At 48.7% G+C, this 25,145-nt stretch carries 23 protein-coding genes and 1 tRNA gene; 7 read left to right on the top strand and 17 right to left on the bottom strand.

Annotation, left to right across the window (positions count from 1 at the left end; translation table 11 throughout):
- Nucleotides 1-22: 22 nt before the first annotated feature.
- From HFE64_03855 to HFE64_03810, 10 genes are all read right to left on the bottom strand, one after another.
- Nucleotides 23-1,963 carry a bifunctional 4-hydroxy-3-methylbut-2-enyl diphosphate reductase/30S ribosomal protein S1 gene (locus HFE64_03855; GenBank protein ID MCI8632604.1) on the bottom strand — a complete coding sequence of 647 codons (1,941 nt, stop codon included), beginning with the start codon at nt 1,961-1,963 and terminating at the stop codon, nt 23-25.
- Nucleotides 1,960-2,628: a (d)CMP kinase gene (locus HFE64_03850; GenBank protein MCI8632603.1), complete on the bottom strand. Its 669-nt coding sequence runs from the start codon at nt 2,626-2,628 to the stop codon at nt 1,960-1,962. Before HFE64_03850 ends, HFE64_03855 begins: the two co-directional genes overlap by 4 nt.
- On the bottom strand, nt 2,609-3,907 hold the full coding sequence (locus HFE64_03845; GenBank protein MCI8632602.1) for an NAD(P)/FAD-dependent oxidoreductase: 1,299 nt from the start codon (nt 3,905-3,907) through the stop codon (nt 2,609-2,611). The genes HFE64_03850 and HFE64_03845 overlap by 20 nt, the downstream gene beginning before the upstream one ends.
- Entirely contained in the window at nt 3,904-4,818 is a 915-nt protein-coding gene (locus HFE64_03840) for a MurR/RpiR family transcriptional regulator (protein ID MCI8632601.1), read from the bottom strand. The genes HFE64_03845 and HFE64_03840 overlap by 4 nt, the downstream gene beginning before the upstream one ends.
- Nucleotides 4,819-4,915: 97 nt before the next feature.
- Nucleotides 4,916-5,632 carry an rRNA pseudouridine synthase gene (locus tag HFE64_03835; GenBank protein MCI8632600.1) on the bottom strand — a complete coding sequence of 239 codons (717 nt, stop codon included), beginning with the start codon at nt 5,630-5,632 and terminating at the stop codon, nt 4,916-4,918.
- The gene (locus HFE64_03830) at nt 5,542-6,765 is read right to left on the bottom strand and encodes a D-alanyl-D-alanine carboxypeptidase (GenBank protein MCI8632599.1); all 1,224 of its coding nucleotides are present in this window, start codon (nt 6,763-6,765) and stop codon (nt 5,542-5,544) included. Before HFE64_03830 ends, HFE64_03835 begins: the two co-directional genes overlap by 91 nt.
- A 54-nt stretch (nt 6,766-6,819) precedes the next feature.
- Nucleotides 6,820-7,419 (bottom strand): SMC-Scp complex subunit ScpB, encoded by a 600-nt coding sequence (scpB, locus tag HFE64_03825; protein ID MCI8632598.1) that lies wholly within the window; start codon nt 7,417-7,419, stop codon nt 6,820-6,822.
- Nucleotides 7,388-8,173 (bottom strand): segregation/condensation protein A, encoded by a 786-nt coding sequence (locus HFE64_03820; GenBank protein ID MCI8632597.1) that lies wholly within the window; start codon nt 8,171-8,173, stop codon nt 7,388-7,390. Before HFE64_03820 ends, scpB begins: the two co-directional genes overlap by 32 nt.
- Nucleotides 8,173-9,009 carry a C40 family peptidase gene (locus tag HFE64_03815; protein MCI8632596.1) on the bottom strand — a complete coding sequence of 279 codons (837 nt, stop codon included), beginning with the start codon at nt 9,007-9,009 and terminating at the stop codon, nt 8,173-8,175. The genes HFE64_03820 and HFE64_03815 overlap by 1 nt, the downstream gene beginning before the upstream one ends.
- 11 nt (nt 9,010-9,020) lie before the next feature.
- Nucleotides 9,021-10,103 carry a dipeptide epimerase gene (locus tag HFE64_03810; protein ID MCI8632595.1) on the bottom strand — a complete coding sequence of 361 codons (1,083 nt, stop codon included), beginning with the start codon at nt 10,101-10,103 and terminating at the stop codon, nt 9,021-9,023.
- A 125-nt stretch (nt 10,104-10,228) separates the two neighbouring features.
- On the opposite strand from HFE64_03810, the gene HFE64_03805 reads away from it, so the two are divergent.
- Nucleotides 10,229-11,524, top strand: coding sequence for a D-alanyl-D-alanine carboxypeptidase (locus tag HFE64_03805; GenBank protein MCI8632594.1), 1,296 nt, complete (start codon nt 10,229-10,231; stop codon nt 11,522-11,524).
- Here the strand turns inward: HFE64_03805 and HFE64_03800 are convergent.
- The gene (locus HFE64_03800) at nt 11,445-12,662 is read right to left on the bottom strand and encodes a pyridoxal phosphate-dependent aminotransferase (protein ID MCI8632593.1); all 1,218 of its coding nucleotides are present in this window, start codon (nt 12,660-12,662) and stop codon (nt 11,445-11,447) included. The genes HFE64_03805 and HFE64_03800 overlap by 80 nt on opposite strands.
- On the bottom strand, nt 12,601-13,524 hold the full coding sequence (locus HFE64_03795) for a hypothetical protein (GenBank protein ID MCI8632592.1): 924 nt from the start codon (nt 13,522-13,524) through the stop codon (nt 12,601-12,603). Before HFE64_03795 ends, HFE64_03800 begins: the two co-directional genes overlap by 62 nt.
- Before the next feature lie 226 nt (nt 13,525-13,750).
- Here HFE64_03795 and HFE64_03790 point away from each other — a divergent pair, with 226 nt between their 5' ends.
- The gene (locus HFE64_03790) at nt 13,751-14,833 is read left to right on the top strand and encodes a hypothetical protein (protein ID MCI8632591.1); all 1,083 of its coding nucleotides are present in this window, start codon (nt 13,751-13,753) and stop codon (nt 14,831-14,833) included.
- A 34-nt stretch (nt 14,834-14,867) separates the two neighbouring features.
- Here the strand turns inward: HFE64_03790 and pulA are convergent, their stop codons facing one another.
- The gene (gene pulA / locus HFE64_03785) at nt 14,868-16,883 is read right to left on the bottom strand and encodes a type I pullulanase (protein MCI8632590.1); all 2,016 of its coding nucleotides are present in this window, start codon (nt 16,881-16,883) and stop codon (nt 14,868-14,870) included.
- The gene (locus HFE64_03780; GenBank protein ID MCI8632589.1) at nt 16,883-18,046 is read right to left on the bottom strand and encodes an SAM-dependent methyltransferase; all 1,164 of its coding nucleotides are present in this window, start codon (nt 18,044-18,046) and stop codon (nt 16,883-16,885) included. Before HFE64_03780 ends, pulA begins: the two co-directional genes overlap by 1 nt.
- A 127-nt stretch (nt 18,047-18,173) precedes the next feature.
- On the opposite strand from HFE64_03780, the gene HFE64_03775 reads away from it, so the two are divergent.
- Together HFE64_03775 and HFE64_03770 are read left to right on the top strand one after the other, a co-directional pair.
- A tRNA-Trp gene (locus HFE64_03775) sits at nt 18,174-18,244 on the top strand.
- Between the two features lie 62 nt (nt 18,245-18,306).
- On the top strand, nt 18,307-18,828 hold the full coding sequence (locus HFE64_03770) for an NUDIX domain-containing protein (protein ID MCI8632588.1): 522 nt from the start codon (nt 18,307-18,309) through the stop codon (nt 18,826-18,828).
- A 54-nt stretch (nt 18,829-18,882) separates the two neighbouring features.
- Here the strand turns inward: HFE64_03770 and HFE64_03765 are convergent, their stop codons facing one another.
- Entirely contained in the window at nt 18,883-19,500 is a 618-nt protein-coding gene (locus HFE64_03765) for a sugar O-acetyltransferase (GenBank protein ID MCI8632587.1), read from the bottom strand.
- Nucleotides 19,501-19,517: 17 nt separating this feature from the next.
- Nucleotides 19,518-21,707: a PQQ-binding-like beta-propeller repeat protein gene (locus tag HFE64_03760; protein ID MCI8632586.1), complete on the bottom strand. Its 2,190-nt coding sequence runs from the start codon at nt 21,705-21,707 to the stop codon at nt 19,518-19,520.
- Between the two features lie 194 nt (nt 21,708-21,901).
- Between HFE64_03760 and HFE64_03755 the strand changes: the two genes are divergently transcribed.
- The 3 genes from HFE64_03755 to HFE64_03745 all read left to right on the top strand — a co-directional run bounded on the left by HFE64_03755 (nt 21,902) and on the right by HFE64_03745 (nt 24,512).
- Nucleotides 21,902-22,900 (top strand): glycosidase, encoded by a 999-nt coding sequence (locus HFE64_03755; GenBank protein MCI8632585.1) that lies wholly within the window; start codon nt 21,902-21,904, stop codon nt 22,898-22,900.
- A 198-nt stretch (nt 22,901-23,098) separates the two neighbouring features.
- Nucleotides 23,099-23,767, top strand: coding sequence for a helix-turn-helix domain-containing protein (locus HFE64_03750; GenBank protein MCI8632584.1), 669 nt, complete (start codon nt 23,099-23,101; stop codon nt 23,765-23,767).
- Nucleotides 23,768-23,777: 10 nt separating this feature from the next.
- Nucleotides 23,778-24,512 (top strand): nucleotidyl transferase AbiEii/AbiGii toxin family protein, encoded by a 735-nt coding sequence (locus HFE64_03745; protein MCI8632583.1) that lies wholly within the window; start codon nt 23,778-23,780, stop codon nt 24,510-24,512.
- Between the two features lie 52 nt (nt 24,513-24,564).
- On the opposite strand, the gene HFE64_03740 is transcribed toward HFE64_03745, so the two are convergent.
- Complete coding sequence (locus HFE64_03740; protein ID MCI8632582.1) at nt 24,565-25,137, bottom strand: acetyltransferase; 573 nt, start codon at nt 25,135-25,137, stop codon at nt 24,565-24,567.
- Nucleotides 25,138-25,145 lie beyond the last annotated feature (8 nt).

The following is a 25,145-nucleotide window of genomic DNA, read 5'->3' as shown; positions in this document are numbered from 1 at the left end:
TCTCCTCAGCCTTGATGGCCGTTTATTCTTCCTCAGTTGTCTCCGTCTCTTCTTCTACGATCTCTTCTTCCGTCTCCGGCTCTTCCGGCTCCAGCTCTCTCATGCTGAGGCTGATTCTTTTTGCCTCTTCATCAAAATCAATTACCTTTGCTTCGATCTCCTGTCCAATGGTAAGCACTTCTGACGGATGCTTAACAAACTTGCGGGAAAGATGAGAGATATGTATCAGTGCATCAATCCCTTTCTGCAGTTCAACAAAGGCGCCAAAATCAGCGAAACGGACCACCTTGCCGGCTACAATATTGCCAACCGCATATTTTTCAGCTGCATCCTGCCACGGATTTGTCTCCGGGAATTTAGTTGTTAAGGAAATGCGCTGCGTCTCCGGATCATAGGATTTCACCATAACCTCGATCTGCTCGTCCGTCTTTACATACCGGTTAGGATTGCGCACCGTTGCCCAGCCCATTTCTGAAACATGCAGCATACCGTCAATTCCGCCTAAATCAACAAACGCACAGTAATTGGTAATATTTTTTACCGTCCCCATTAAATGAGCGCCCTCTACCAGCTTTTGCACGGTCTCTTCACGAAGCGCTGCTCTTTTTTCCGCAATTACGCTGCGGCGGTCGCCCATAACACGCCCGCGCTTACGCTGCAGACGAATAATGCGGTACTCAATCTCCTGATTTAAAAGCGTCTTTACGTCAATCCGGCGCACATCGCACAAAGAAGACGGAATAAAGACCTTGACATCGCCATGACGCACAATGACGCCGTTTTCCAATGTCTCTGTTACGATACCGGTTAAAATTTCTTTATTCTCCATTGCGCTTTCCAGCTCAGCATAGGCAAGATCCTGTACCAGACGGCGGCGGCTAAGCGTCACTTCACTGTCGCCCACCTTCACGACCATGACCTCCATGGTATCTCCCACCTGAACCTGCTCGGTCAGAGGTGCATCACTGCCGCCAAATTCAGCCTTTGTCATAGTTCCATCGCACTTATACCCAATATTAAACACGATCTCATTATCCGTTACCTGCGCTACCGTACCGGACACGATATCACGGGAATGAATTTCTTTAAAACTTTCGTTTAGCATTTCTTCGAAAATGTTGCTCTCGCTCATCTTACTTACTACCTCCTGAATAATATAATCCGGCGTTGAAGCTCCGGCTGTTATCCCTACAGCCAAAGCATCCGGCTTTAATCTCACGCTAGACAATTCCTCTGCATTTTCCACATAATACGTGCTCGCGCACTCAGATAGACAAAGGTTGTATAGTTTGCGGGTATTCGAACTATGCTTCCCGCCAATGACAATCACCGCATCACTCGATTTCGCTAACTCAAGCGCTTCCGTCTGATGTTGGGCCGTCGCTGTGCATATTGTAGGGCACACATATAGATTATACTCCATCTTGTCAAGAAACTCAACAATTTTTCTAAATTTATATTGATCAAATGTCGTTTGGGCCACAAGCGTGTACCGCACCCCTTTAGGCGGCGCGCCGGCAACAATTTCTTCTTCTGTTTGATAAATATACGGTTTTTGCAGGCACCATCCCTCGATTCCCTGCACCTCCGGGTGCTGCGGATCTCCTAAAATGATCACCTGATCTCCCTTTTCTCCCTGCTGCCGCACGATATCATGAATTTTTTTAACATAGGGGCATGTTGCATCTATGATCTGAACCGACCTCTCTTCCAGCATCTGGTAAACCGCTTCCCCCACGCCATGCGCACGGATGATGACTGCATCGCCTGCTTTTAGCTCTGCCGGATCCTGCAGGGCAAAAATCTGCTGCTCTTCCAATTTGCCAATCACGTCCCGATTATGAATCAGCGGACCATACGTATAGACCGGCCTCTTCCTTTTCTCAGCCTCCTCCTGTGCCACACGGATGGCATTGCGGACTCCAAAGCAAAAGCCTGCTGTCTTTGCAATTGTAATTTTCACTGCGTCGCCTCGCTGATCAGGCGGCACACCGTATCGACCACTTCCTGCAGCGGCATATGGGTTGTATCCAGCAGCAGGGCATCCTCAGCTTGTCTAAGCGGCGCAATCTCCCTTTTAGTATCCCGCTCATCCCGCTCTGCAATCTCCTGGATAATCTGCTCCAGACCTACGCTGAGCGTCCCGTTTTCCTGCAGCTCGCAATAGCGCCTGCGGCCTCTCTCCTCAGCTGAAGCCGTAATAAAAATTTTCAGATTCGCCTGCGGCAGCACATGCGTACCGATATCGCGTCCATCCATAATCACATCATACTCCTGCGCCGCCTGCCTCTGAATCCCCAGCAGCTTTTCCCGTACAGCTCTGTGCACCGCCACCTTGCTTCCGCCATCTCCTGCCTCCGCCGTGCGCAAAAAAGGCGTCACATCACATCCATTAACCGCCACATGCTGTCCGTCCTCCTCATAATAAAGGCGCACCTCTAAAAGCGGCAGCTGCTGCTCCACCTGCTCAGCGCTTTCCAGATCCATTCCTTTTTGCGCCAGCACATATCCGACCGCCCGGTACAAAGCACCCGTATCCACATAGTGCAGCCCCATTTTCTGCGCCGCTGCTTTAGCCACCGTACTTTTACCGGCTCCGCTCGGTCCGTCAATCGCCACATTCAGCATATTCTCTCTCCTTCTCTCTTGCAAATTCTGCAGCCCCTATGCCGGCCGCCGCTCCCGTCGAAAAAGCCAGCTGCAGATTAAATCCGCCTGTGAGCGCATCCACATCCAGCAGCTCTCCTGCCGCAAAAAGCCCCGGCAGCTTCTTAAGCATCATCGTTGCCGGTGCCAGCTCCTGCACAGCAATGCCGCCCATCGTCACAATCGCCTCTTCCAGCGGCCGCGTCCCGCTGATCGAAAGCCGCAAATCCTTCAGCAGCCTTCCCAGCGTTTGCCTCTGCTCTCTCGTAAGGTCGCTCACCTTTTGTGCGGCCTCGATGCCCGAAAGCTTCACCATCACCGGAATCATCTTACGCGGCAGCAAATCTGTCAGCGCATTTTGAAAATTTCTGGTCCGGTACTTTTCAAAATCCCTCAAAAGCCGCTGATCCAGCTCCTGCGCTGTCAGCGCGCTCTTCAGATCGATATGCAGCCAAAGCTCCGCCTCTTCAAAGGTCTGCTTTTTCTTTCGCAGATAGGCCTGCACACGGCTGGATGCACTCAGAACAATCGGCCCGCTTACCCCAAAATGAGTAAACAGCATCTCTCCAAAATCCTCATACACCGCCTTCCCTTCCGGCCCCTGCGTAATCCGAATCGCCGCATTTTTAAGCGAAACCCCCATCAAATCCCGGCACCAGCTCTCCTTCACTGTCAAAGGAATCAAGCCCGGCACGCCGGGAACAAGCTCTAGTCCAAGCCCTGCCGCCATGCGGTGCCCATCGCCCGAGGATCCGGTGGACGAATAGCTAAGTCCCCCTGTGCAAAGGACCACGGCCCTCGTCTCAAATGCAGCGCTGCTTGTTTGTACAATAAATCCCTGCTGCTGCCTCCTGATACGCTGCACCGGCTGCTGCGTCCGCAGCACTGCGCCGGCTTTTTTTACATAGCGCAGCAAACCATCAATGATATCAAAGGCCCGATCCGATACAGGAAATACCCGCTGTCCCCGCTCTATTTTAAGCGGCACACGATGCGCCTCCAAGAGCTGCATCGTGTCCTGCGCCGTAAAATGGGCGCAGGCTGAATACAGAAAGCGTGCATTCGTCACAATATTTTCCATAAATGCACGCTGGTCGCATGCATTGGTTACATTGCAGCGCCCCTTACCTGTAATTCCAATTTTGCGCCCAACCTTTTCATTTTTTTCCAATAAAAGGGTCCGGGCTCCAGCCTCTGCCGCCTTACCGGCGGCAATCAGCCCGGCAGCGCCGGCCCCTACCACAACTACATCATACATCATGAAAGCAGCTTTCCAAATGTTTTACTCTCTTCTCCCGCGCTTTCGTACACATCATATTCCTGCCAAATGCGTTCCAGGCTTTCTAAATTTTTCTTTACTTCTGCCTGCCGGTTCATACTCAGTGCCACTACCAGCGCATTTAAAAGACTCAGCGGGCCTACCATAGAATCTACAAAAGAAATCATATTGCTGTGAGCCTTTAAAACACATTCTGCACTGGTCGCAATCGGCGACTGGTCACTGTCAGTAATGGCAATCACGCTGGCCCCTCTGGCCTTGGCAAAATCCATTGCCTTTACTGTTCTTTTAGAATATCTGGGGAAGCTAATACCAATCAGCACGTCCGCAGGCCCGATACTCAGCATCTGTTCAAACGTCTCGCTGATGCTGTTGGTATGAATCAGCTTTACATTGTCAAACACCAGATTCATATAGTATCCCAAAAAGCTTGCCAGCGGCGCGCTGCTGCGCACCCCCAGAATATAGACGGATTTAGCGCGCAGGATCGTATCAACTGCTTCCTTAAAGGTACTTTCTTCTACGACGTCCAGCGTCTCCTTAATATTTTCAATATCTGCCTGCAAAATAGAGGAAACAATATGATCTTCATCCATCCGGCTCCGCGTGACCTCCATCCGCTGCAGCGCCGTAAGGCGGATCCGAATCATATCCTCCAGCGCTCTCTGCAGCCCCGGATAACCGTCATATCCCAGCTCGCCGGCAAAGCGCACCACTGTCGACTCCGATACGCCTACTACCGTCCCTAGCTTGGCCGCCGTCAGATATACGGCTTTATCATAATGATCCGTAATATAATCAGCCAATAGCTTCTGCCCCTTACTCATCTTGGGATAGCCATCGTGAATTCTAATTAAAACATCATCCTGCTTCGTCTTCATGGTATTGTCCATCCTTGAAATATGTTTTTTGCACTTCATATTATAGCGCTTTTCCTTCGTTTTTCAAGCCAAATCCTCATTTTTTGCAGGATTTTCCTTTTCGTCCATCTTATTTCAGACTTTTCAACATCTTGACTTCTGCGGCCGTCAAAATACGATAGCGGCCCTCTTCCAGATCTCCCAGCTCCAGCGCTCCCTCCTGCACCCGCATGAGCCGCAGCACCGGATGCCCTACCGCCTTCGCCATTTGCCTCACCTGATGATTCTTTCCTTCGTAAATCGTAATCTCAATCCGGCTATTGCTCCCGGCCCTTGATAATAAGCGTGCCTTCGCCTTAGCCGTTTTATAGCCATCCTTCAGCACAATTCCTGCCTCCATCTTGCGCAGCGCCTGCCCATCAATCTCCCCCTGCACAAGCGCATGGTACACCTTTGGTACTCCGTGCCCCGGATGTGTGAGGCGGTATGCCAGATCTCCGTCATTTGTCAAAAGCAAAAGCCCCGTCGTCTGATAATCCAGCCGTCCCACGGGATATAAGCGAATTCCCGGCATCTGCACCAGCTGGCACACATCCGGCCTTCCAAATTGATCATGGCTGGTAGTCACATATCCCGCCGGCTTATGCAGCATCACCGTCACCGACTGCTGCACCTCCTGCAGCTTTTTTCCTCTGAATTCCACGATATCCCGTTCTGGATCCACCTTTGTCCCCTGCTCTGTTACGGTGCGGCCATTCACCCTAACCATTCCTGCTGCGATCCACTCCTCGCATTTTCTTCTGGACCCGCACCCACACTGGGCCATATATTTCTGCAAACGTTCCATAATATCCTCCCAAAGCTTTTCTCTTCTGCACTCTCCTGAGCCAGCACCGGCACATATCCAACGGCCCTGCCTTCCACGCATATGGCGGCCTCTCCCAGCACCTGTCCTGCTTCCACCGGCGCTGGCACAACATAGGGAAGATCATAAAATACCGTGATCTCTTCGCCTTCTTTCATATAATACGAAAGTGTTCCTTCTATGCGTGTACTCACCGATGATACAAAACCGCCCGAAACCTCTACGACTACATGCTCATCTAATGTCTCTGCCTTGATCTCCTGCTGATGAAAATCCGCATATCCATACTGGAAAAGCTTCAATGTATCCGCTACCCGGTAATTGGAATGCGGCGGCCAGCCGCTGCCCAGCACAACCGAAATCAGCTGCACGCCATCTTTCTCCGCCATTCCCACTAGGCAGAGGCCAGCCTTTGATGTAAATCCCGTTTTACCGCCCACTGCCGCCGTATAGGAAGAAAGCAGGGGGTTTTTATTCTGCAGCGCTACGCTGCGGCTGTTCATCTCATTTTGCTCTATTGTATAGGTCATCGTCTGCATAATTTCCATCGCGTCCTGATCCTGAAAGGCAGCCCGTGCAATCGTGGCCATATCCACTGCCGTACTGTAATGATCCTCTGCATCCAGTCCGTTGGGCGTTGAAAAATGCGTCTGGTCTGCTCCCAGCTCTCTTGCTTTCAGATTCATCAGATAGCAGAACTCCTCGCAGCTGCCGCCAACCGCCTCTGCCACAGCCATCGCCGCATCATTATAGGAGACCAGCATCATGGCATAAAGCAGATCTCTCAGCCGAAATGTCTCGCCCGCTTTCATATTCATATTGACCTTTGGCTGCCCGGCCGCTCTTTCGCTCACCGTGACGATCTGCTCTAAATCTCCATATTCAAGCGCCACCAGCAGCGTCATAATTTTAGTTGTGCTGGCCATCGCCCGCTTCTCGTTGCCATTTTTCTCATACAGAATCCGGCCGCTCTCCGCCTCCATGACCACCGCACTGCCTGCGTGCAGCTGCTCTGCCTCCGGCTCCTCCGCCTGCGCCAAAACCGGCTGCCCGATGGTGCCCAGCAAAATCAAGAGGCACGCCAGCCCGGCGCACATCCTATGCCCTTTTCTCATACAAAAACCCTCCTGCCATTTGTCTACTGTTTGTATATGGCAAAAGGGCCTTTTTTATGATTCCTCCGGCGCTGAATCCTCCATCGAAAGCGTTTCCTGTACCGGAAGCGGCGTCTCTTCTTTTACAGGCGGTATTTCCTCTTCCAGTTTCGGCATCTCCTGAATGCTGGTCAGCCCAAAGCTGCGCAGAAATTCATTTGACGTTTTAAAAAGTGCCGGCCGCCCAGGCGCCTTTAACCGCCCTGCTTCCTCCACCAGACCAAATTCCATCAGGCGATTCACCACATGATCACTCTTCACTCCGCGGATATCATCGATTTCCTGTTTCGTCACCGGCTGTTTATAGGCAATAATCGCCAGCGTCTCCATCTGCGTATCCGTAAGCCTTACCTTTTGAGCGGACTGATAAAGGACCTTAATGTCATCATAATATGCCGGCCTTGTCGTCATCTGATACGCCTTTTCCACCTGCAAAATCTGCATGCCCCGCTGCTCCTTCTCATAGAGCAGCGCCAGACGCTCCGTCATTCTCCTGCACTGCTGCTCCGTAAGCCCCAGCACCTTGCTCATATCCGCCGGGCTCACCGGCTCACCGGCTGCAAACAGCAGCGCCTCCAGCACTCTATACTCCTTCGCCAGGCAGCGTTTCTCCATGCGCCCTCTCCTCCATCGTCTTTGGCTTCATAATGATATCTCCAAACAGCCTTTGCTGATCCAGCTTTACCTGATTCATCCGGCTCAGCTCCAGCATCGCCATAAAATACGTAATCGTCTCATTCTTGGAACGGCTTTTTTCCTTAAGCTCATAAAAGCTCACCTGTTCAAAAAGCTCCAGTGTCTCACGCAGCACCTGTATTTTTTCCGAAACCGTATAGGTCTCCTTCTCCACCGAACGAAAATGCGCCCGCACCGTATCATAGCTCTCTCTTTTACTGCGCATAGCCTGCTGAAATAAGGTATAAAGCTGCTGCAGGCTTGTTTCCTTCAGCAGCTCCGCCACAGGCGGAACAGGACGGCTTCCCTGAATTGTTTCCGGCTTTCTGGTCAGAATGAGCTCATGCTCATTGCGCAGATGAGCTGCCAGCTGCGCAGCTCCTTCTTTATACCGCTTATACAGTAGGAGTCTTCTCAGCAGGAGCGCCTCTTCGTCCTCTTCCTCTTCTTCCTGCTTCTGTGCCGCCGGCAACAACCGCTTTGCCTTAATACTGATTAAAGTGGCCGCCATGACGATAAATTCACTGGCAACCTCCATATTCATTTCATCCCAGCTCTTCAGATAGGCCAGATACTGCTTCGTAATCTCAAACACAGGGATATCATAAATATCCAGTTTGTTTTTTTCAATCAAATGCAGCAAAAGCTCAAGCGGCCCTTCAAAAACCGGCAGGCGCACCTTTAATCCTTCCATTATGCCTTCTGCTCCTCACCGAAAAGACTGCCTACCTCCAAAATGCCTTCAGCCAAATCCTGACGATACAAGGAGTCTCCCGGTTCAAAGCTATTATAGTCCACTCCATCGCTGCCGGCTCTGGCCGTACTATGAATATAAAGCTTTCTGGGTCCTCCGATATACATTGCCACATGGCCTTTAAACAGAACCAGATCGCCTTTTTTCATCGCTTCCTTGGCAATGCGGTGAATGGGAAACCCGTCTTTAATGGCGGCATCCCGATAAATCACGATTCCATTAAGCAGATAAGCCATACTGCAAAGACCTGAACAATCAATTCCCTGCGGAGATTTTCCTCCCCATCTGTATGCCGTCCCTTCATAAGCTTTTGCCGCGTCGACTAAGCGCTGCCGCAGCAGCTCCTCCTCTGCCGCCGGCTTCTCAAAGGATAATGGCTGATAGGCATGCAGAAAACTCTTTTTGGTATATCCTTCTGCTCCGTTTGCCAGACGCACAGAGATCCATCCCTCAGGCGCCGGCTGCCTTCCTTTCTGCAGCACACTGCCGCGGGGCATGGTTGCTAGGCATATGCTATCCACTTCAGGTTTGTTCATCACGTCAATCTGGTTTTTCAAAACCCTCAGCCTTTCACCGGCCGGCCATCCTCCTTCTCGGATATGCTCTTTGTGAATATATCCCTCATACCGATACTCCATCCGCACCCTGCAGAAGCTTCCCTCCTGCTCTAAAATCTCTGCCTCCATACCGTACAAGCCTTCGTCAATCAGCACCTGCTGCTCCTTTGGCTCTGCATAAAGCGGTGCGATACCCACTTGAATTATTCCTGTTTTCATTCTCTTCTCCATCATGCAAAGCAGGGCACCTTCGTGATGCCAAGCCCCGGCGTTTCATTTAAATAGATCCAATTAGCCTGATACTGCGGCCCTCCCTCATAGGGATCTATCCGGCACAGCCCCGGGCCGTCCAGATCGGCCCGAGTAATAATTCCTTTTGCTCCCGCCAGATGCGCGCCGGCACTTACTGCCAATTTGCTCTCCAGCATACAGCCCATCATGCACTCCACTCCGTATATTTCGGCAATGCCGCAAATTTTCAGAGCCTCATAAATACCGCCGGTCTTCATGAGCTTAATATTGATCAAATCCGCCGCTCCCATCTGGATAATGCGGATTGCATCCTCTGCACAAAAGACACTTTCGTCTGCCAAGATCGGCGTTGCCACATGCTGCGTCACATACTGCATGCCCGCAAGATCATGTGCCCCTACCGGCTGCTCTACCAGATCAATATTCAAATCCAGATCCTCCAGCGCACTGATGATGCGCACAGCCTCTTTGGCGCTCCACCCCTGATTGGCATCTACTCTCAGCTGAATATCCTTTCCGACCGCCTCACGAATCGCGCGGATCCGTTCTACATCCGCCAGTCCTTCCTTGCCAACCTTAATCTTTAAAATCCGAAAACCCTGCTTTGCCGCTTTCAGGCTGTCATCCACCATTGTTTCAACAGGTCCTACGCTAATCGTCAAATCCGTCTCTACTTTGGCACTGTGACCGCCCAGCACCTTGTAAAGCGGCTGGCCCAGATTCTTCGCATACAAATCATACAGGGCCATATCCACGGCCGCTTTTGCAGAAGTATTTTTCAAAATGCAACCATGCAGCTTTTTCATGATACCGTCCATATCCTCTATTTCCATGCCAATGAGCGCCGGCGCAATAAACTCCTGCACAGCTGTACGGATGGAGCCCTTGGTGTCGCCGGTAATCACGGCAGTCGGCGGCGCCTCTCCGAATCCTTCCATACCATTATCGCCGATCACCCGTATCAGAATATCATCCACGGCCTCGACTGTACGCAGCGCCGTACGAAACGGCGTTACCAATGGAATCTGCACCTCTCCGATTTGTATTTCTTTAATCTTCATTGCTTTACTGTCTCCTTATCGAATTGATTTGCTCCACTTTTGAAACATTAGCATAATTCCTCTTTTCCTCTCTTATACTTAAGTTAAAGAGTCATTCTAACATAAAGACGGAGGTTTCATTGATCATGAGAAAAACGATCGCATTTGTTTTAATAGCCGCATTTTGGCTTAGCTACATTTTTTTACCGATTCCCTTTTTACCAGAGGGCACTATCGAGGCTGCTGCCGAAGAAACTGAAACTGATACTGCTTCCGACTCTGACCCGGCGGCTGCCTCCCTGGGTATCACTTCGCCCGGTGCCATTTTAATGGAGACGCGGACCGGACAGATTCTCTATGAACAGGGCAGCCATAAACAGCTACGCCCGGCCAGTGTGACTAAAATCATGACAATTTTATTGGCTTATGAAGCTGTACGGGATGGAAAAGCTACCATGGACGACATGGTCACCGTCAGCGACAATGCCGCCGGCTATGGAGGCTCTACCATTCTTTTAGAGAGCGGTGAACAAATCGCCTTAAAAAACCTCATCAAGGGCATGTGCATTGCCTCTGGCAATGATGCCGCCATCGCAACTGCTGAATATATCGGCGGCAGCCAAGAGGGCTTCGTTGCGCTCATGAACCAGCGCGCCCAGGAGCTTGGCATGAACGATACCCATTTTGTCAACCCCTGCGGCCTGGATGCAGACGGCCATGTCACCAGCGCGCATGATATTGCGCTGATGTCTCGTGAGCTTCTGAATCATTTTCCTGAAGTCACCGAATATACAACCACCTGGCATGAAATGATGCCCCATGTCTGGAGAAGTGGCCCCGGCGAAACGGATATGGCCAATACTAATAAAATGATTCAGAGCTATGAGGGTATGACAGGTCTCAAAACCGGCTTTACCCGCCTGGCAAAATATTCTCTTTCCGGCACGGCAACCCGCGGCGACCTAAGCCTGATCGCCGTCATCATGGGGGCGGAAACCAAAGAGATCCGCACCAGTGAGGTTACAGCTCTGCTCAATTACGGCTTTGGCAATTATGGCTTTTTAAATCTGGAAACCGATGGCACCCAGGCCGATACGCTTACCATAAGCGGCAGCAACATACAGCAGCTTCCCGTACTCATTCAGGGCAATGTCGGCGTTCTGACCAATAAAGGACAGTCCCTTGACCCTTCCTCCCTGCAAACGGAAATTGTCTATGCGGAGCCCGTTTCCCTGCCAGTCAAAGCAGGAGATCCGATCGGCGAGATTATTTATCGCTCTGAATCGCAGGAAATTGCCCGTCTTCCTCTTGTCGCAGGCTGTGATGCTGAGCGTGCCGGCTTCATCCAGATCTTGTCTCAGCTTACAGGCCGGCTTTTGGGCCGCCCTGCCCGCCAAGACCAAACTCCTTCGCCAGCTGACGAAAGCCTTCCAGAGAATTAAGCACGGTTTCCTTAGAAACACAGAAAGCTAAACGGAAATAGCCGGGACACGCGAAGGTACTGCCTGGCACGAGCAGGATCCGATACCGTTTGGCTGCCTGACAAAAAACCTTTTCATCCGCAATCGGAGATTTGGGAAACATATAAAAGGCGCCCTGCGGCTCGCTCATCTCAAATCCCATGGCTGTCAGCTCCCGATATAAAATCTCTTTATTTTCCTGATATACGGTCATATCCGAAACCTCTTCTGCGCACATACCAATCACGCGCTGCATCAAAGAGGGGGCATTCACAAAGCCCAGAATCCGATTGGCAACCGATGCGGCCTGCATCGTTTCCTCCGCCTCTTCCATCTCCTGATGAATCACCAGATAACCGATTCTTTCTCCCGGCAAAGAAAGCGACTTACTATACGAATATCCCACAAATGTATTTTCATAAAACTTTGGCAAATAGGGTACGGTCTGACCGCCAAACACGATTTCCCGGTATGGTTCATCGGAAATCAGATAAATGGCATGGCCGTATTCTTTTTGTTTTTTTCTCAGCAGCTCAGCCAGCTGCTGAATCTCTTTTTCTGAATAAATCACACCTGTCGGGTTGTTGGGGGTATTGAGAATCAGCGCCTTTGTCTTCTGACTTAGCTTAGCCTCTAGAGCCTCAAAATTGATTGAAAAATTAGGGATATCCGGCGGAACAATAACGGGAACTCCCTGAAAATTCTGCACATAATGAATATACTCTCCAAAAAACGGCGCCAGCAAAACCACCTCATCCTCCGGCTCTATGATGGTTTTAAGGGCAACATTCAGCGCACCGGCGGCTCCTACCGTTAAAACTAAATTATCCCTTGTATACTGCATCTGATGCCGCCGATTGAGACTCTCGGCCAAACGGTCCCGCACATCCTCATAGCCTGCATTGCTCATATAGCCATGCAGACGAATTGGCTCTTCTTCCTGCAAAATAGCAAGAGCTGCTTTTTTGACGGATTCTGGCGGCGGCGTATTGGGGTTGCCAAGCGAAAAATCATAGACATTTTCCTTTCCATACTGCTCGGCCATCTTTTTTCCTTCTTCAAACATCGCCCGAATCGTTGACCCATTCAGCACCAAATCTTTCATTTTTTTTGCAATCATCTCTTCGCTTCCTTTCTGCTAACCTTTTGTTACTATAGCACGCTTTTTTTTCTCCGTCAATCACTCTTTCAACCTCAAAGCGCCATCTTATGCCGGGTTTTTGAATTTCAAACACAGCCTTTTTCTTTCCCTCTCTTACCCATTCAGCTATGCCCTCTTCGCGAAAAAACATCACCAATATGCATATCCATGCTATGCTTCTTGCGGATTCACATTTCTGTTTCTGGCCAATCCTCTCCACCTGACGAATCCACGGCTCCTCCTGCGGCAGCCTCGCCCCCCACTGATACAGCATCTGCCAGTCGCAGCAGTCTGGCCTGAAGCAGGAGCTCTGCCGGATATCCGGCCCTCTATGAAACCCGCCTCTCTGCGACATGCCCAAAACTCTTTCCAGCGCACGCTGGCACAGTGAAGACTCTCCAGGCCTTTCCCTCTCTGAGCAGCCTGCTGTCCAGCAGTGACGCGCTGTTTGACAGAGTTTTCCCTGCAAGAATATCCCATTTTTTGCATAGAGCTGAAGGTTCCAGTATTCAGCCAGACTGTAAAGCACCAGCATAAAAAAATACCGGGCTCTGCGCTCATATCCGCCTGCAATAGCGGACATGAAAAGCAGATCATAATCCATCAGCTGCAATGTATCCGTATCTAAAACTGGCCGTAAATGCATGCCCAGCCAGCAGGTAAAATGGGGGCTTTCCGCTGCGGCCCCCTGCAGCACCTGATCCTTAGGGCATATGCTTAGCACCTCTTGCTTCCAGTTTGCATGCAGCTGCGTGATTGTATCTGCCTGCAGGCATGCAAAGAGGATCTGCCTGCCGCGAAGAGACGGTTTCTTTCCATAATAAAACGTAATTGGTTTCATCTCATAGGTCCTTTTTTTGTTATTATAAAGGCGGCGCCTCCTTTTGTCTTCAACATACGGCGCAGATTTTGCCGAAACCTGCTGTCATATGATAAAGAAAGGGAATTTTTGTAAAAATTTTTTGCTTTATTTTGCTGGTGACTTTTTGTTGAACGATTCTTTCCCTTGTCCCTGTCTTTGACTCCTGATAAACTAAAAGCATCAAAAAAGGATAGGAGACTTTGTAATGCTGCCGTTAGAAAAAAGAAATCAAAAGATGATAGAAGCCATCATAAAAAAAGCCAATCATCTGTGCCCGGATGCCCTCGCCTTGATCGGGATCAATGGCTCCTTTATGCGCGGAGATTTTTATGAAAAATCAGATTTGGATCTGCTCGTTCTCGTCAATGATGACAGAGACTGCCCGTTAGCCTGTGCTTTTATACAGGATGACCTGCAGGTTGGACATGACATCTACTGTACTACCTGGGAGCGTCTGGAAAGCGATGCCCGGTATGAGCATCCTCATATCTCTAAGCTTATGGATGCCAAAATCGTTTATTGCGCAGATGAAAAACACAGAAACCGTTTGGACGCCCTGCGGCAAATGGCCAGGGCCATTCTGGCAGCTCCCTTCTCGGAAGAGGACTATCTGAAAGCCGAGACGCTGTTAAAAGAGGCGGAGCATGCTTATACAGCAGCTATGGTCTCGCAGCAAAGGACGGAAGTATTAGATGGCGCAGGCAGGACGATTTATTATATAGAAAATGCGCTTGCTATGCTGAACAAGCAGTATTTTCACTATGGCGTAAATCGCACCTATGACGAGCTAAAGCAATTGCAGTACCGGCCGGAAAGGATCTGTGACCGGATAGAAGCCATCATATCCGCCCCTTCTGCTGCCTCGGTGCAAAAGCATTTATCTGTCCTGATGGGAGAAACACTGGCCGTATTTCAGCGTGTAAAAGAATCGCTTATGCCTCCCAGAAAGCCCGTAACAAAAGAAGCCTTGACGGGCACCTATGAGGAGATGTATTCCAATTGGCGCAATAAAATGTATGCTGCCGCCAAAACGGAGAATCGTCATCTTGCCTTTATGAGCTTAATCAGCTCCAATGCTATGTTCTCAGAGATCCGTGAGGAAGCCGATATAAGCAGATATGACGCCCTAAAAGCGTACAATGCACAGGATTTGCATGAAACGGCAAAGGCGTATGATGATATGCTAAATGAATATTTGAGCGAATACAAAAAAGCAGATATCCAAGTGCGGCGTTATGCGGATATCGATGCTTTTGCCCTTGCTTATGAAAAAGCGATGGACCTTTAACCGTCCATCGCTTTTAATATTGGCTGATCATCAATCATTTTTTCTTTTCAGAAAAGGCAATCAAAACACCGCGGATATACACTGACAGCCTGTCTCCCTGCACTATGCTCAGAGGCTCCGTGCCGGCACTTGTCTCATTGGCCATGATCTGCCAGCAAGCTGAGGCCGGCCGGCCATCCCATGTCTTTAGCTCTACCTCGCGGCTAAAGCCTCCGGCATTAAAACAAACCACTGCCATCTCGGGCTCTCCTTCCCGACTGCCTTCGAGCGTGTAGGCCACCAGATACTCCTCCAGCGCGGTAAAATGAATTTTCTCCACATGCGCTGCCCGCCAGTCGGTAAATCCAGAAAAGCTTTTTCTGATCCGAATCAGACCCTTGTAGTAGTCGAGGAGCTCTGCAAATACAATTGTACGCTGCCAGTCCAGCTGATTGATCTGATCCGGTGAGCAGTAGCTGTTATGATCGCCGTATTTGGTTCTGCCGAATTCCTCTCCGGACTGAAAAAATGCAATTCCCTGAGACGTCAATACAATGGCCGCTGCCATTTTGTTGACGGCAAGACGGATCAGCTCCGGAATATCATAGCCGGATTGATCCCCATGCACGGTCAATGAGATTTTATCCCACAGCGTATAGTTATCGTGGCTGGACACATAGGTCACTGCCTGAGAAGGCGATTTCAGGCGCCTGCTCTCTCCTGAATGAGCACGGATGGCCCATTCAAGCTGATTTTCCATGTTTTGTCCCCCATTGACAAACCCCACATGCTCAACATCGAAGGCGCTGCCTTTAATGCAGTCCCGCGTTTCATCATCAAAAACAGCAATCCGCTCGTCAAGGCAGGCCGCATTCCATTTATTGGCTGCTATGCAGCCCTCCGGCAGACAGGGAGGAAGTGCCGACCACGGCTCTCCATATATTAAAATGCTTCTGCCGTGCGGAAGGCTGTCCAGCTCTCTTCGGATCTCGTTCATAGTATCTACATCGTGTATCCCCATTAAATCAAAACGGAAGCCATCGATATGATATTCTGTGGCCCAGTATTTGAGGGAGGTGATCATATACTGCCGCATCATACTGCGCTCGGAGGCTGTTTCATTGCCGCATCCGGAGGCATTGCCAAACCGTCCGTCCGGCATCGTTCGATGGTAATAATAGGGCATGGTTTTGTGAAACCAGGATTCTTCGGTGTAATAGGTATGATTATACACTACGTCCATGATCACGCCGATCCCGGCTTGATGAAGGGCCAGAATCATCGCCTTCATCTCCCGAATGCGAATATTGCCGTCATAAGGATTGGTCGCATAGGAGCCTTCCGGTACGTTATAATTAAGCGGATCATACCCCCAGTTATAGGCCTCATTGCTTTCTTTGGCTTCGTCAATACTGGCGAAGTCAAATACCGGCATTAAATGCACATGGGTAATGCCCAGCTCCTTTAGATAATCAATACCTGTCGGATGGCAGCCGTCCTGTGCGACGGTGGTCCCTGTTTCAGTAAATGCCAGAAACTTTCCTTTGTAGCGCATGCCTGAATTTTCTGCAATTGAAAAGTCTCTGACATGCGTCTCCCAGATGATTGCCTCGGTTGACGGCTTTGCAAAATAATAAGTATCCCGCTCCCAGCCTGCAGGATTGGTTTTCTTTAAATCAACCACCATGCTGCGCCGGCCATTGACGCCGGCTGCCTTGGCGTAGGGGTCTGCCGTTTCTTCAGTGCTGCCTGCCGTTGTGACCGCATAGGTATAATACACATTCCGATAATCGCCTTGCAGCCGCAGCTCCCACACGCCGGCTGCCTTGGGCGCTTCCATCGGATATCGGCCAATCAGACGGGCACCGGCCTCTTCATCGCTCCCTGTCGCATACAGCTGAAGCATAACCTTCTCCGCTGCCGGCGACCAAAGCTTCCATGTCGTATATTCATAGGTGTAGACCGCGCCTAAGTCTTCTCCTTCATAGGTAAAACGCTGCTCAAAGGCAGGAGATGCATACAGAGCCGATAGCTCCGGCACGGAAAATGAACGGATATCCACTCGCTCCATTACTTCATATCCTCTTCATAAAGCAGCCGGTACAGGGTGGGCATGACCTGATACGCAGCCATGGCCGCCTCTGCTCTCTCCTTTGCGCTCTGATTTTGACTGAGGGATTCTGTCTTTTTTACAGCGCGGATTAACAGGTTTTTAGGCGAATGCTCCATATCGACAAACTCCAGCAGGTCAACCTGATACCCTTGCGCACGCAGAAGATCGGCCCGAAGCGCATCGGTCAGCAGGGCTGCAAACCGTTCTTTTAAAAGACCATACTCCGTTAAGCTGCCTGCGCTTTGCCGTCTCATCTGATGACACAGCTCATGCTGACAGCAGGGCACGCTGTAAATGCGCGCGGTTTTCCACTGCACGGCATTGTATAAGGCAAAATCTGTCGCTGTATCGCATGCATGCAGGCTGATCACCATATCCACAGAAAAATGAGGGGTGTACCCTTCGATATTGCCCACCTCAAAATGCAGGCCGTCATATCCGTAGCGCTCTGCTATTTGATTGCATTTCTCGATTACATCCGCCTTCAGATCCAGCCCCACCATCTGAGCCTCTATCTGCCGCACCTGCGTCAAATAATGATATAAAACAAATGTTAAGTAGGATTTGCCGCATCCAAAATCAATGATATGGATCTGTTTGACTTCCGGCCCGATCCCTTCATCGATCATTTCGATAAAACGGTTGATCTGTTTATACTTGTCATACTTTGCCGCAACCACTTTGCCTTCTTTTGTAATCACACCCAGATCCACCAGCGGCTGAGGCACCTGCGCTGCCTCCAGCAAATACTGCTTCTTTCGGTTCTGCTGGCCCAGCTCCTGCGAAGCGCCGGGCTGCTTTTTCTTTTTTTCTTTAAAAAACACCTTGCCTTTTTTAGAGATCTTAATCCAGTAGCTTGCCTCATGGCTCCAGCCATCAAGCTGAGAATACTCCTCCTGCAGGCTCTGACTGAGCACCTGCGCTAAAGCTGCCGGTTCTATATTTTCCTGAAACGCCTGTCGCTCTGTAAAGCGCTCCAGCTGATACCTTTTCTGCTTTTGAATGAGAAGCGGCCGTACCGTCATTTTTTGATAAGGAACGCTTTTATTCTTTGGATTGCTGAGAATCAGCTTTTCAATCTCTGCGTCTGCAATTTGTTTGACGGCCTCTGCAATGTCCATTTGCTGCCTCCTGATTCTTTAAATTCACCAAATCATTTTATCATAAACTTGTACCCTTTTCAAGAAATTTTGATTTACATCTTGACAAGCAGCGCAAAGTGCGCTAAAATAGGTGAGCATTTGATTTAGGGGTATAGTTCAATGGTAGAACAGTGGTCTCCAAAACCATCGATACGAGTTCGACTCTTGTTGCCCCTGTTTTCATAAAAAAACCGCTTGTATAAGCGGTTTTTTGTTTTTTCATCATCAAGGAGGCAAAAATGGAACTGTGGGATGTATATAACCGTGACAGGATCAAATTAAATAAGACTATGCGCAGAGGAGATCCCTTTGAAGCCGAAACATATCATTTAGTGGTGCATGCCTGCATCTTTAATGCGAAAGAAGAAATGCTCATTCAGCAGAGGCAGCCCTTTAAAGCTGGCTGGCCAAACATGTGGGATATCACCGTTGGTGGAAGCGCTATAGCCGGCGATACAAGCCAGACGGCTCTTGAGCGGGAATTATTTGAAGAACTCGGATTGAAGGTCAATCTGCAAAATGTCCGTCCGCATTTAACAATCAATTTCGATACTGGCTTTGACGATATCTATCTATTTGAAAAAGAAATATCGCTGGAGCAGCTCCATTTGCAGTATGAGGAGGTAAAACAGGTAAAATGGGCCTCCTTTGCGGAAATATGCCAGAAATTAGAGGAAGGCACCTTCATCCCATATCATAAAAGCCTCATTCAGCTATTCTTTGATATGAAAAACCAGTATGGTTGTCATCGTACACTATAAAATCGCCCTATGATTCAGAGAGAGCGCCGCATTTGCTGCGGCGCTCTTTCCTTTTTATTCGTTATCCAAATCTGCAATTTTTCTGTCTTTAAAATAATATTGTTTATCGTGATCATTGATCTCCCGCAGAATTCTGCAGGGATTTCCTACGGCAATGACACCGGAGGGCAGATCTTTGGTCACAACACTGCCTGCTCCAATCACAACATCATCCCCGATCGTAATCCCGGGTAAAATGATCGCACCAGCCCCGATCCAGCAATTCCTGCCGATATGGACAGGCGCATTATACTGGTAGGCCTTTTCCCGCAGCGCCGGCAAAATGGGGTGTCCAGCTGTTGCGATCGTCACATTAGGACCAATCATCGTATAATCGCCGACATAGATATGCGTATCATCTACACACGTTAGGTTGAAATTAGCATAAATACTATTTCCAAAATGCACATGCAGACCACCGAAATTAGCATGAAAGGGCGGCTCGATATAGCAGTTTTCGCCGATCTCGGCAAACATTTGCTTCAGCATCGTCCTTCGCTTCTCTTCTTCAGTGGGCCGCGTCTGATTAAATGCATACAGGCGATCCAGACATTCCACCTGCAAGGCATGGATCTCGGGATCATAGGGAAGATACAGCTCCCCTGTATGCATTCTGTCCTTCATCTGACTCATTCAGTACTCTCCATCTTTTATTTCAAATCTACTGCACAGATCCGCTGGCCTCTGGTGCCCACAATAAGCCTATTGCCATACACCGCCGGTGAGGCCTCCACCAGAGAGCCTACATTGATCTGATCCAGTATGCGTCCGGTCGTTCCTTCCAACAAAAATCCATTGCCTTCTGAATCAAAAAGTACAAGGCACCCTTTGCCTTCTTCATTATATACGGCAACCGGTGAACTCCATGCATAGTAATCCATATTGAGACGCCATGCTTCATTTCCTGTATTCTTATCCAGTGCCACTAGCACACCGCTCCACACATCGGGCGTTCTCGCAATCGGATAGATAATCAAATTTTCAATATCCGATCCTTTTCTTCCCAGCACGGGCGTGGCCTGTACGCCACCGGAAACACCGTCCACTGTTGCGCAGTTATAATCATTTTTCCAGATCACTTCACCGGTGACAGCATCCAGCTTATAGATAGAAATGCTGCCATACCCGTCAGAAGCTGTCCAATGAAGCGACGGCGCTGTATAGATATATCCGCGTCCTGTTGCCGCATCCAGCTCTGCTACCGGCGTTGAATTCGAATCGTCCTTGGTATCCTGCGCCCAAATCAGCTGCATCGTATTGAGATCAATACAATAAAACATACCGCCGTTTTCAGAAAGGTACGCATAATGATCGATCACGCTCACGCTGCATTCATATCCCAGCCAATACGAACCGGAACCGGAACGCCCCGATGTATACCGCGTCCTTACCGTCTGCTCCGGGGCAATCGTCATAGTCCCGGCCTCCGCATCATAAACAGAATTAAGCTTAATCGTGTATAAAATGCCGTTTTCACCCGGCCAGATCAGCGTATCGGTCTGAGCATCCACCAACGGCGAGGAATCAAAGGCACACCACGAACGCAGCGCTGCCGGATCATAATCGCCATAGGTATATAAAATACTGCCGTCAATTAAACTGATAATAAACATCTTCGGCGCCGTACCCTCTACCGTATAGTCTCCGGAACCTACATACATGAGCGGATACCCTCTCGGATCCAGCGCCCCTGCCCCTTTAAAGGTCATGCCAATATAAAGAGGATCCCGTGTATAGCTGCCGTCCTGCAGATCCATGAAATAAATCGTACCATCCAGCGTAGCATAGATGACTTCGGTCAGGCTTTCCTGATTCTTTTTATCTTCGTACAAATTCATATTACGGCGCGTCTGTGCATCCCACTCTACAATCAGCGGCTGCCCTGTCCATCCGCTACCTGTCCAGGAGCTGGTCCCATCGCTTGTCGGGATGGAGCCTGTTCCCTGCGACCATACGACTTCAGAAAACCGTTTTTCTGTTAATGACGCTGTTCCATAGCTGGCGTCATTCCGATATGGGTTTCCCCGGAAGGTAGGGATGCCCGGTAATGCAAAATAAGCAGAGGGATCTGCAAATGAAATTGCCTCTGGTCTTTGGTAGGATTCCAGTGCCTCCGAGGCTCCATTTAAAATCTCCCAGTTCATGCCCCATGCCGCTGGCTGCGTCTGCTCGACGGCGTGCGGCTCCTCATTTAAATGGGTAAACACCGGAACCGGCGGCGTACTTTCTTCTGCATCAGAATCCTCAAAGCTATTCGATACAATGCCGGAAGCAGCTTCGCTTATTTCTGATGTAGTGCCTTCCCCATTGGCACTGACTATAGGCTTGCTGCTGCCAGATTTAAATAAAAATACCAGCGCCAAAGCGCAAACAGCAATACAGGCCACACCACCGACGGCCCATGCCAAAACCTTTATTTTTTTAACCGGCTTTTCTTCTTTTTCCCCGTCCTCGTCTGCGTTCATCAATACATCCAGCGCTGACTCTTCTATAGTACCGGTTCTTTTTCTAGCGGGAGCTGCGGCTTCCGGTTTCTTTTCCTCCATCTCCTGCAGGCTTTCGCTCTCCTCCGCCGGCATTTCTTTTTCTTCGGCTGCCGGTTCTATAGGGGCTTTCTCCTCTGTTTGATCGAATGAAAGCTCTGCGTCTTCTTGCTCATCCTCGTCCTGTTCATTTTTAAAAGCTTTCCTTTTGGATTCGGCGGCGGCCGCTAATGAAGCTTGTCTTTTTTCTCTGCGCTCCTTGGCCCGCGCCCTTGCTTTTTCCCTTCTTTTATGCTCCGATACACCGACAAACGCGGCGGCTGCAGCTAAAAGAAGCAACACGATTAGTTTCCACATAGCTTTTTCATCTCCTTTGAGGGCATTATAGCAGTTCCTGTCGAAAAAGTACAGAATGAAGTTGATAATTTCTTGATCTTTCCCTCTGCTTTCTCGATTTCAAAAAAGATATTGCATCAAAACATTGTACTCCCCTTCCCGCTATAGTATAATAAAGGCAGTTAGCTACGCTAGAATACGACTAGGAGGTTATGATGAGTCATATCATTGGACAAGCTTTACCTAATATTCCCTGGCAGGATAAACCAGAGGGATATTCCATGCCTGTTTGGCGCTATACAGAGAATCCCATCATCCGGCGTGACGCTATCCCTAGCTCCAACAGTATCTTTAATTCGGCTGTTGTACCGTTTGGAGATGGCTTTGCCGGCGTTTTCCGCTGCGACAGCAAGGCAGTCAGCATGGACATTTTCCCCGGCTTTAGCCGGGATGGCATCCATTGGAATATTGAGCCGCAGCCAATTGTATTTGAAGGGGAGGATCCTGAAATTACCAGGCGTGAATACCGCTATGATCCGCGCGTTTGCTATATGGATGGCAAATATTATATCACCTGGTGCAATGGCTATCATGGCCCGACCATCGGCATCGGCTATACAACGGATTTTAAGACCTTCCATCAGCTGGAAAATGCGTTTCTTCCTTATAATCGGAACGGCGTTCTTTTTCCGCGCAAAATTCACGGCCAGTACGCTATGCTGAGTCGCCCCAGCGATACGGGCCATACCCCTTTTGGCGATATCTTTTATAGCGTCAGCCCTGATCTGACCTACTGGGGCAAGCATCGGTATGTGATGGGCACGGTGAATGGCGATGCTTCTGCATGGCAATCGAAAAAAATCGGCCCCGGTCCTATTCCTATTGAAACTGATGAGGGCTGGCTGCTGATTTATCACGGCGTAATCAATACCTGCAACGGCTTTGTTTATCGTATGGGATGCGCCCTACTTGATATTGATGAGCCTTGGAAGGTAAAGGAACGCTCTGCGTATTACATTTTGGGCCCGCAGGAGCTGTATGAGCTGACCGGCGATGTGCCGAATGTTACCTTTCCCTGTGCTGCTCTGACGGACGCAGCCAGCGGCCGCATTGCCATCTATTACGGCTGTGCCGATACTGTCACGGGCCTTGCCTTTACAACGGTTGATGAACTGCTTTCTTATATGAAAGCGCATCCGCTTGCGCTTGATTAAGGGCATAGCTGTTAAAATCTCAGCTAGACATAAAATCACCTTTCTATTATATAGTCATTTTACATAATAGAAAGGTGATTTTTACACTACGAGCACTTGTTACACCTCTCCATAGCGATTGCCTGCTATTTTAAAAAAATGAATACTCAATAACGCTTTTGGGAAACTATTGATTAATACACCCATTGAGTGTATAATATGAGTGAGGTGATAACTATGAATATTCGCGAAATGAGAATACGACTTGGAGATACCCAAAGTGAATTTGCCGCTAGATATAATATCCCTTTTCGTACTATTCAAAATTGGGAAACGGGTATGCGCAACCCGCCTGAATATATTATGAATCTATTGGAGCAGCGTATAAAGGAGGACTTGATTAACCGCAAGACTGTGTCCTTGCCCAAATATGATCCCCAAAAACGTGACCTTCCAAAACGAAGTGATCATATAGGCGCCATTTCCTGGTTAAAAGCCGTCCACAAATGTCTTGGCGAATCCACTGTGTTTGCATTAGACGAAGCACTTATGTGTCAAGGCAGCTTTGGCGGTCGCAGTGATGAATATATCGTATGGGTTTACGGCGATGACTCTGTTACGCGGTTTAACGGTGTTGTTCTACTTGGAAATCATATCAGCTCTTATTATATAAAAAGCAAAAATGGATTACTGTATACTGATTTTAACAGGACAATATATGATGCTTTTGCCAATGAATCTATCTTAGATATGCAAGGTATTACTGAAGCGATTAGCAGATACTATTATGCCAATGGAGACAACTTTGATGGTATTTTCATTGCTCCTGAGCATCAGGATAGATTTGAAAAATTGGCAAGTGATGCAATAGAGTATTACACAAGTTGAGGTAATTGCTTTGAATATATCAGCAGAAGAAAAAATAATGTATATGGTTATGAAAGCTATATACGACAGTAATATTCCCATTAGCTTCAAAGGCTCAATGGTTTTAAGGGCCTGCTTACTTGAAGCCGGTTATGATGATGAAATGCGCCATACTGTCGACATCGATGCTAATTGGAACTCAGACACTGCGCCATCAGCTAATCAGATGGTAGACGCTTTACAAAGGGCAATTGAAAAAAGTGATATCGATTTAGATTTGGATATACGCTTATACAGAATGTATGGAGAAAACCGCTCCGCTGGCTTTGAACTAATTGAACGCTCTACCGCTGAAGTTCTTTTTACAATGGATATTGATGTAAACAGACCCCTTTCACCTACAAAAATCTACGAAATAGAAGGAATTCGTTTTTGTGGGATTTCTCCGTTACAGATGGTATCTGATAAAATCGCAGCAATCTCTACTGACAAGGTATTCCGCAGAATAAAGGATGTCGTAGATTTGTACTATATTTCCAAGATTTTCAAATTTAACTCCTTAAACGTTTTAAATGCTCTGCAGCACAGCAAAAGAACTTTAGATAGCTTTCAAGGTTTTCTTTATAGACCTGATGATTTAAGACATTCTTATGAAAAATTCCGTTTCACAGGTGACGTAACCAAACCACCCTTCGAGGAAATCTACCAAAAAGTAAAAGCATATATTAAAGATATTCTCCCCAAGGATGAACAGGAGCCTAAATAATAAAACATATTTAACATCAGCAAAAGGCGATGGGTATTATCCCATCGCCTTTTTATATACGGCATCCCATTATCAGTGAATCATACAGCACACCATCCTGCTCTTCCCTTTGAGGCGCTACAAAATAGTCCTCAAATCCACAGTTATGGTAACAGCGGATCGCTCTGTGATTATGCGTTTTAGGATCTATCATGAGCACATCCGCATGATACCGGCTAAATAAAGCCTTCATAAGCAGCTTCAGTGCTTTAGTTCCTATCCCTCGATCACGATATGCCGTCTCTCCTAAAAAAATATCGATCCCATATACTTTCTCAGAGGGGGCTACAAAGCGAAAAAAATCCTCCTCCGAAATCTCATACTCTGCAGGAGTCAGGGTATAAAACTGACAATATCCGATCTCCCGCTGCCGGTAGACTATCATGCACTGCGTCACATGCTCATCAAGATGCTCCTGATATTTCTTTGCTACCTTCTCATAGGTGTAGTGCGTATGCATGCCATCCCAGTACCGCATCGTTTCCGGATCGGTCATCCATTTTAAAAACAAGGTAAAGTCGGCAGCACTGCCCTGCATCTTTCGAATCTGAATATCTCCCTCTGCTGCAATTGCTTCTATTTTCATATCAGCCT

Source organism: Lachnospiraceae bacterium (assembly GCA_022794035.1).
In the GTDB taxonomy this organism is placed as follows: domain Bacteria; phylum Bacillota; class Clostridia; order Lachnospirales; family Bianqueaceae; genus CALWPV01.
The sequence above is the reverse complement of the archived record's forward strand: the minus strand, read 5'-3'. Positions and strand labels throughout refer to the sequence as shown.

Coding starts and splice junctions, on each gene's coding strand:
- HFE64_03755 (MCI8632585.1), top strand. CDS start 21,902: ATGAGTCATATCATTGGACAAGCTTTACCTAATATTCCCTGGCAGGAT.
- HFE64_03765 (MCI8632587.1), bottom strand. CDS start 19,500: ATGAGTCAGATGAAGGACAGAATGCATACAGGGGAGCTGTATCTTCCC.
- HFE64_03760 (MCI8632586.1), bottom strand. CDS start 21,707: ATGTGGAAACTAATCGTGTTGCTTCTTTTAGCTGCAGCCGCCGCGTTT.
- HFE64_03795 (MCI8632592.1), bottom strand. CDS start 13,524: ATGAAACCAATTACGTTTTATTATGGAAAGAAACCGTCTCTTCGCGGC.
- HFE64_03835 (MCI8632600.1), bottom strand. CDS start 5,632: ATGGAACGTTTGCAGAAATATATGGCCCAGTGTGGGTGCGGGTCCAGA.
- HFE64_03840 (MCI8632601.1), bottom strand. CDS start 4,818: ATGGACAATACCATGAAGACGAAGCAGGATGATGTTTTAATTAGAATT.
- HFE64_03815 (MCI8632596.1), bottom strand. CDS start 9,009: ATGAAAACAGGAATAATTCAAGTGGGTATCGCACCGCTTTATGCAGAG.
- HFE64_03850 (MCI8632603.1), bottom strand. CDS start 2,628: ATGCTGAATGTGGCGATTGACGGACCGAGCGGAGCCGGTAAAAGTACG.
- scpB (MCI8632598.1), bottom strand. CDS start 7,419: ATGGAGAAACGCTGCCTGGCGAAGGAGTATAGAGTGCTGGAGGCGCTG.
- HFE64_03845 (MCI8632602.1), bottom strand. CDS start 3,907: ATGATGTATGATGTAGTTGTGGTAGGGGCCGGCGCTGCCGGGCTGATT.
- HFE64_03790 (MCI8632591.1), top strand. CDS start 13,751: ATGCTGCCGTTAGAAAAAAGAAATCAAAAGATGATAGAAGCCATCATA.
- HFE64_03780 (MCI8632589.1), bottom strand. CDS start 18,046: ATGGACATTGCAGAGGCCGTCAAACAAATTGCAGACGCAGAGATTGAA.
- HFE64_03770 (MCI8632588.1), top strand. CDS start 18,307: ATGGAACTGTGGGATGTATATAACCGTGACAGGATCAAATTAAATAAG.
- HFE64_03810 (MCI8632595.1), bottom strand. CDS start 10,103: ATGAAGATTAAAGAAATACAAATCGGAGAGGTGCAGATTCCATTGGTA.
- HFE64_03740 (MCI8632582.1), bottom strand. CDS start 25,137: ATGAAAATAGAAGCAATTGCAGCAGAGGGAGATATTCAGATTCGAAAG.
- HFE64_03830 (MCI8632599.1), bottom strand. CDS start 6,765: ATGAGAAAAGGGCATAGGATGTGCGCCGGGCTGGCGTGCCTCTTGATT.
- HFE64_03805 (MCI8632594.1), top strand. CDS start 10,229: ATGAGAAAAACGATCGCATTTGTTTTAATAGCCGCATTTTGGCTTAGC.
- pulA (MCI8632590.1), bottom strand. CDS start 16,883: ATGGAGCGAGTGGATATCCGTTCATTTTCCGTGCCGGAGCTATCGGCT.
- HFE64_03800 (MCI8632593.1), bottom strand. CDS start 12,662: ATGATTGCAAAAAAAATGAAAGATTTGGTGCTGAATGGGTCAACGATT.
- HFE64_03820 (MCI8632597.1), bottom strand. CDS start 8,173: ATGGAAGGATTAAAGGTGCGCCTGCCGGTTTTTGAAGGGCCGCTTGAG.
- HFE64_03750 (MCI8632584.1), top strand. CDS start 23,099: ATGAGTGAGGTGATAACTATGAATATTCGCGAAATGAGAATACGACTT.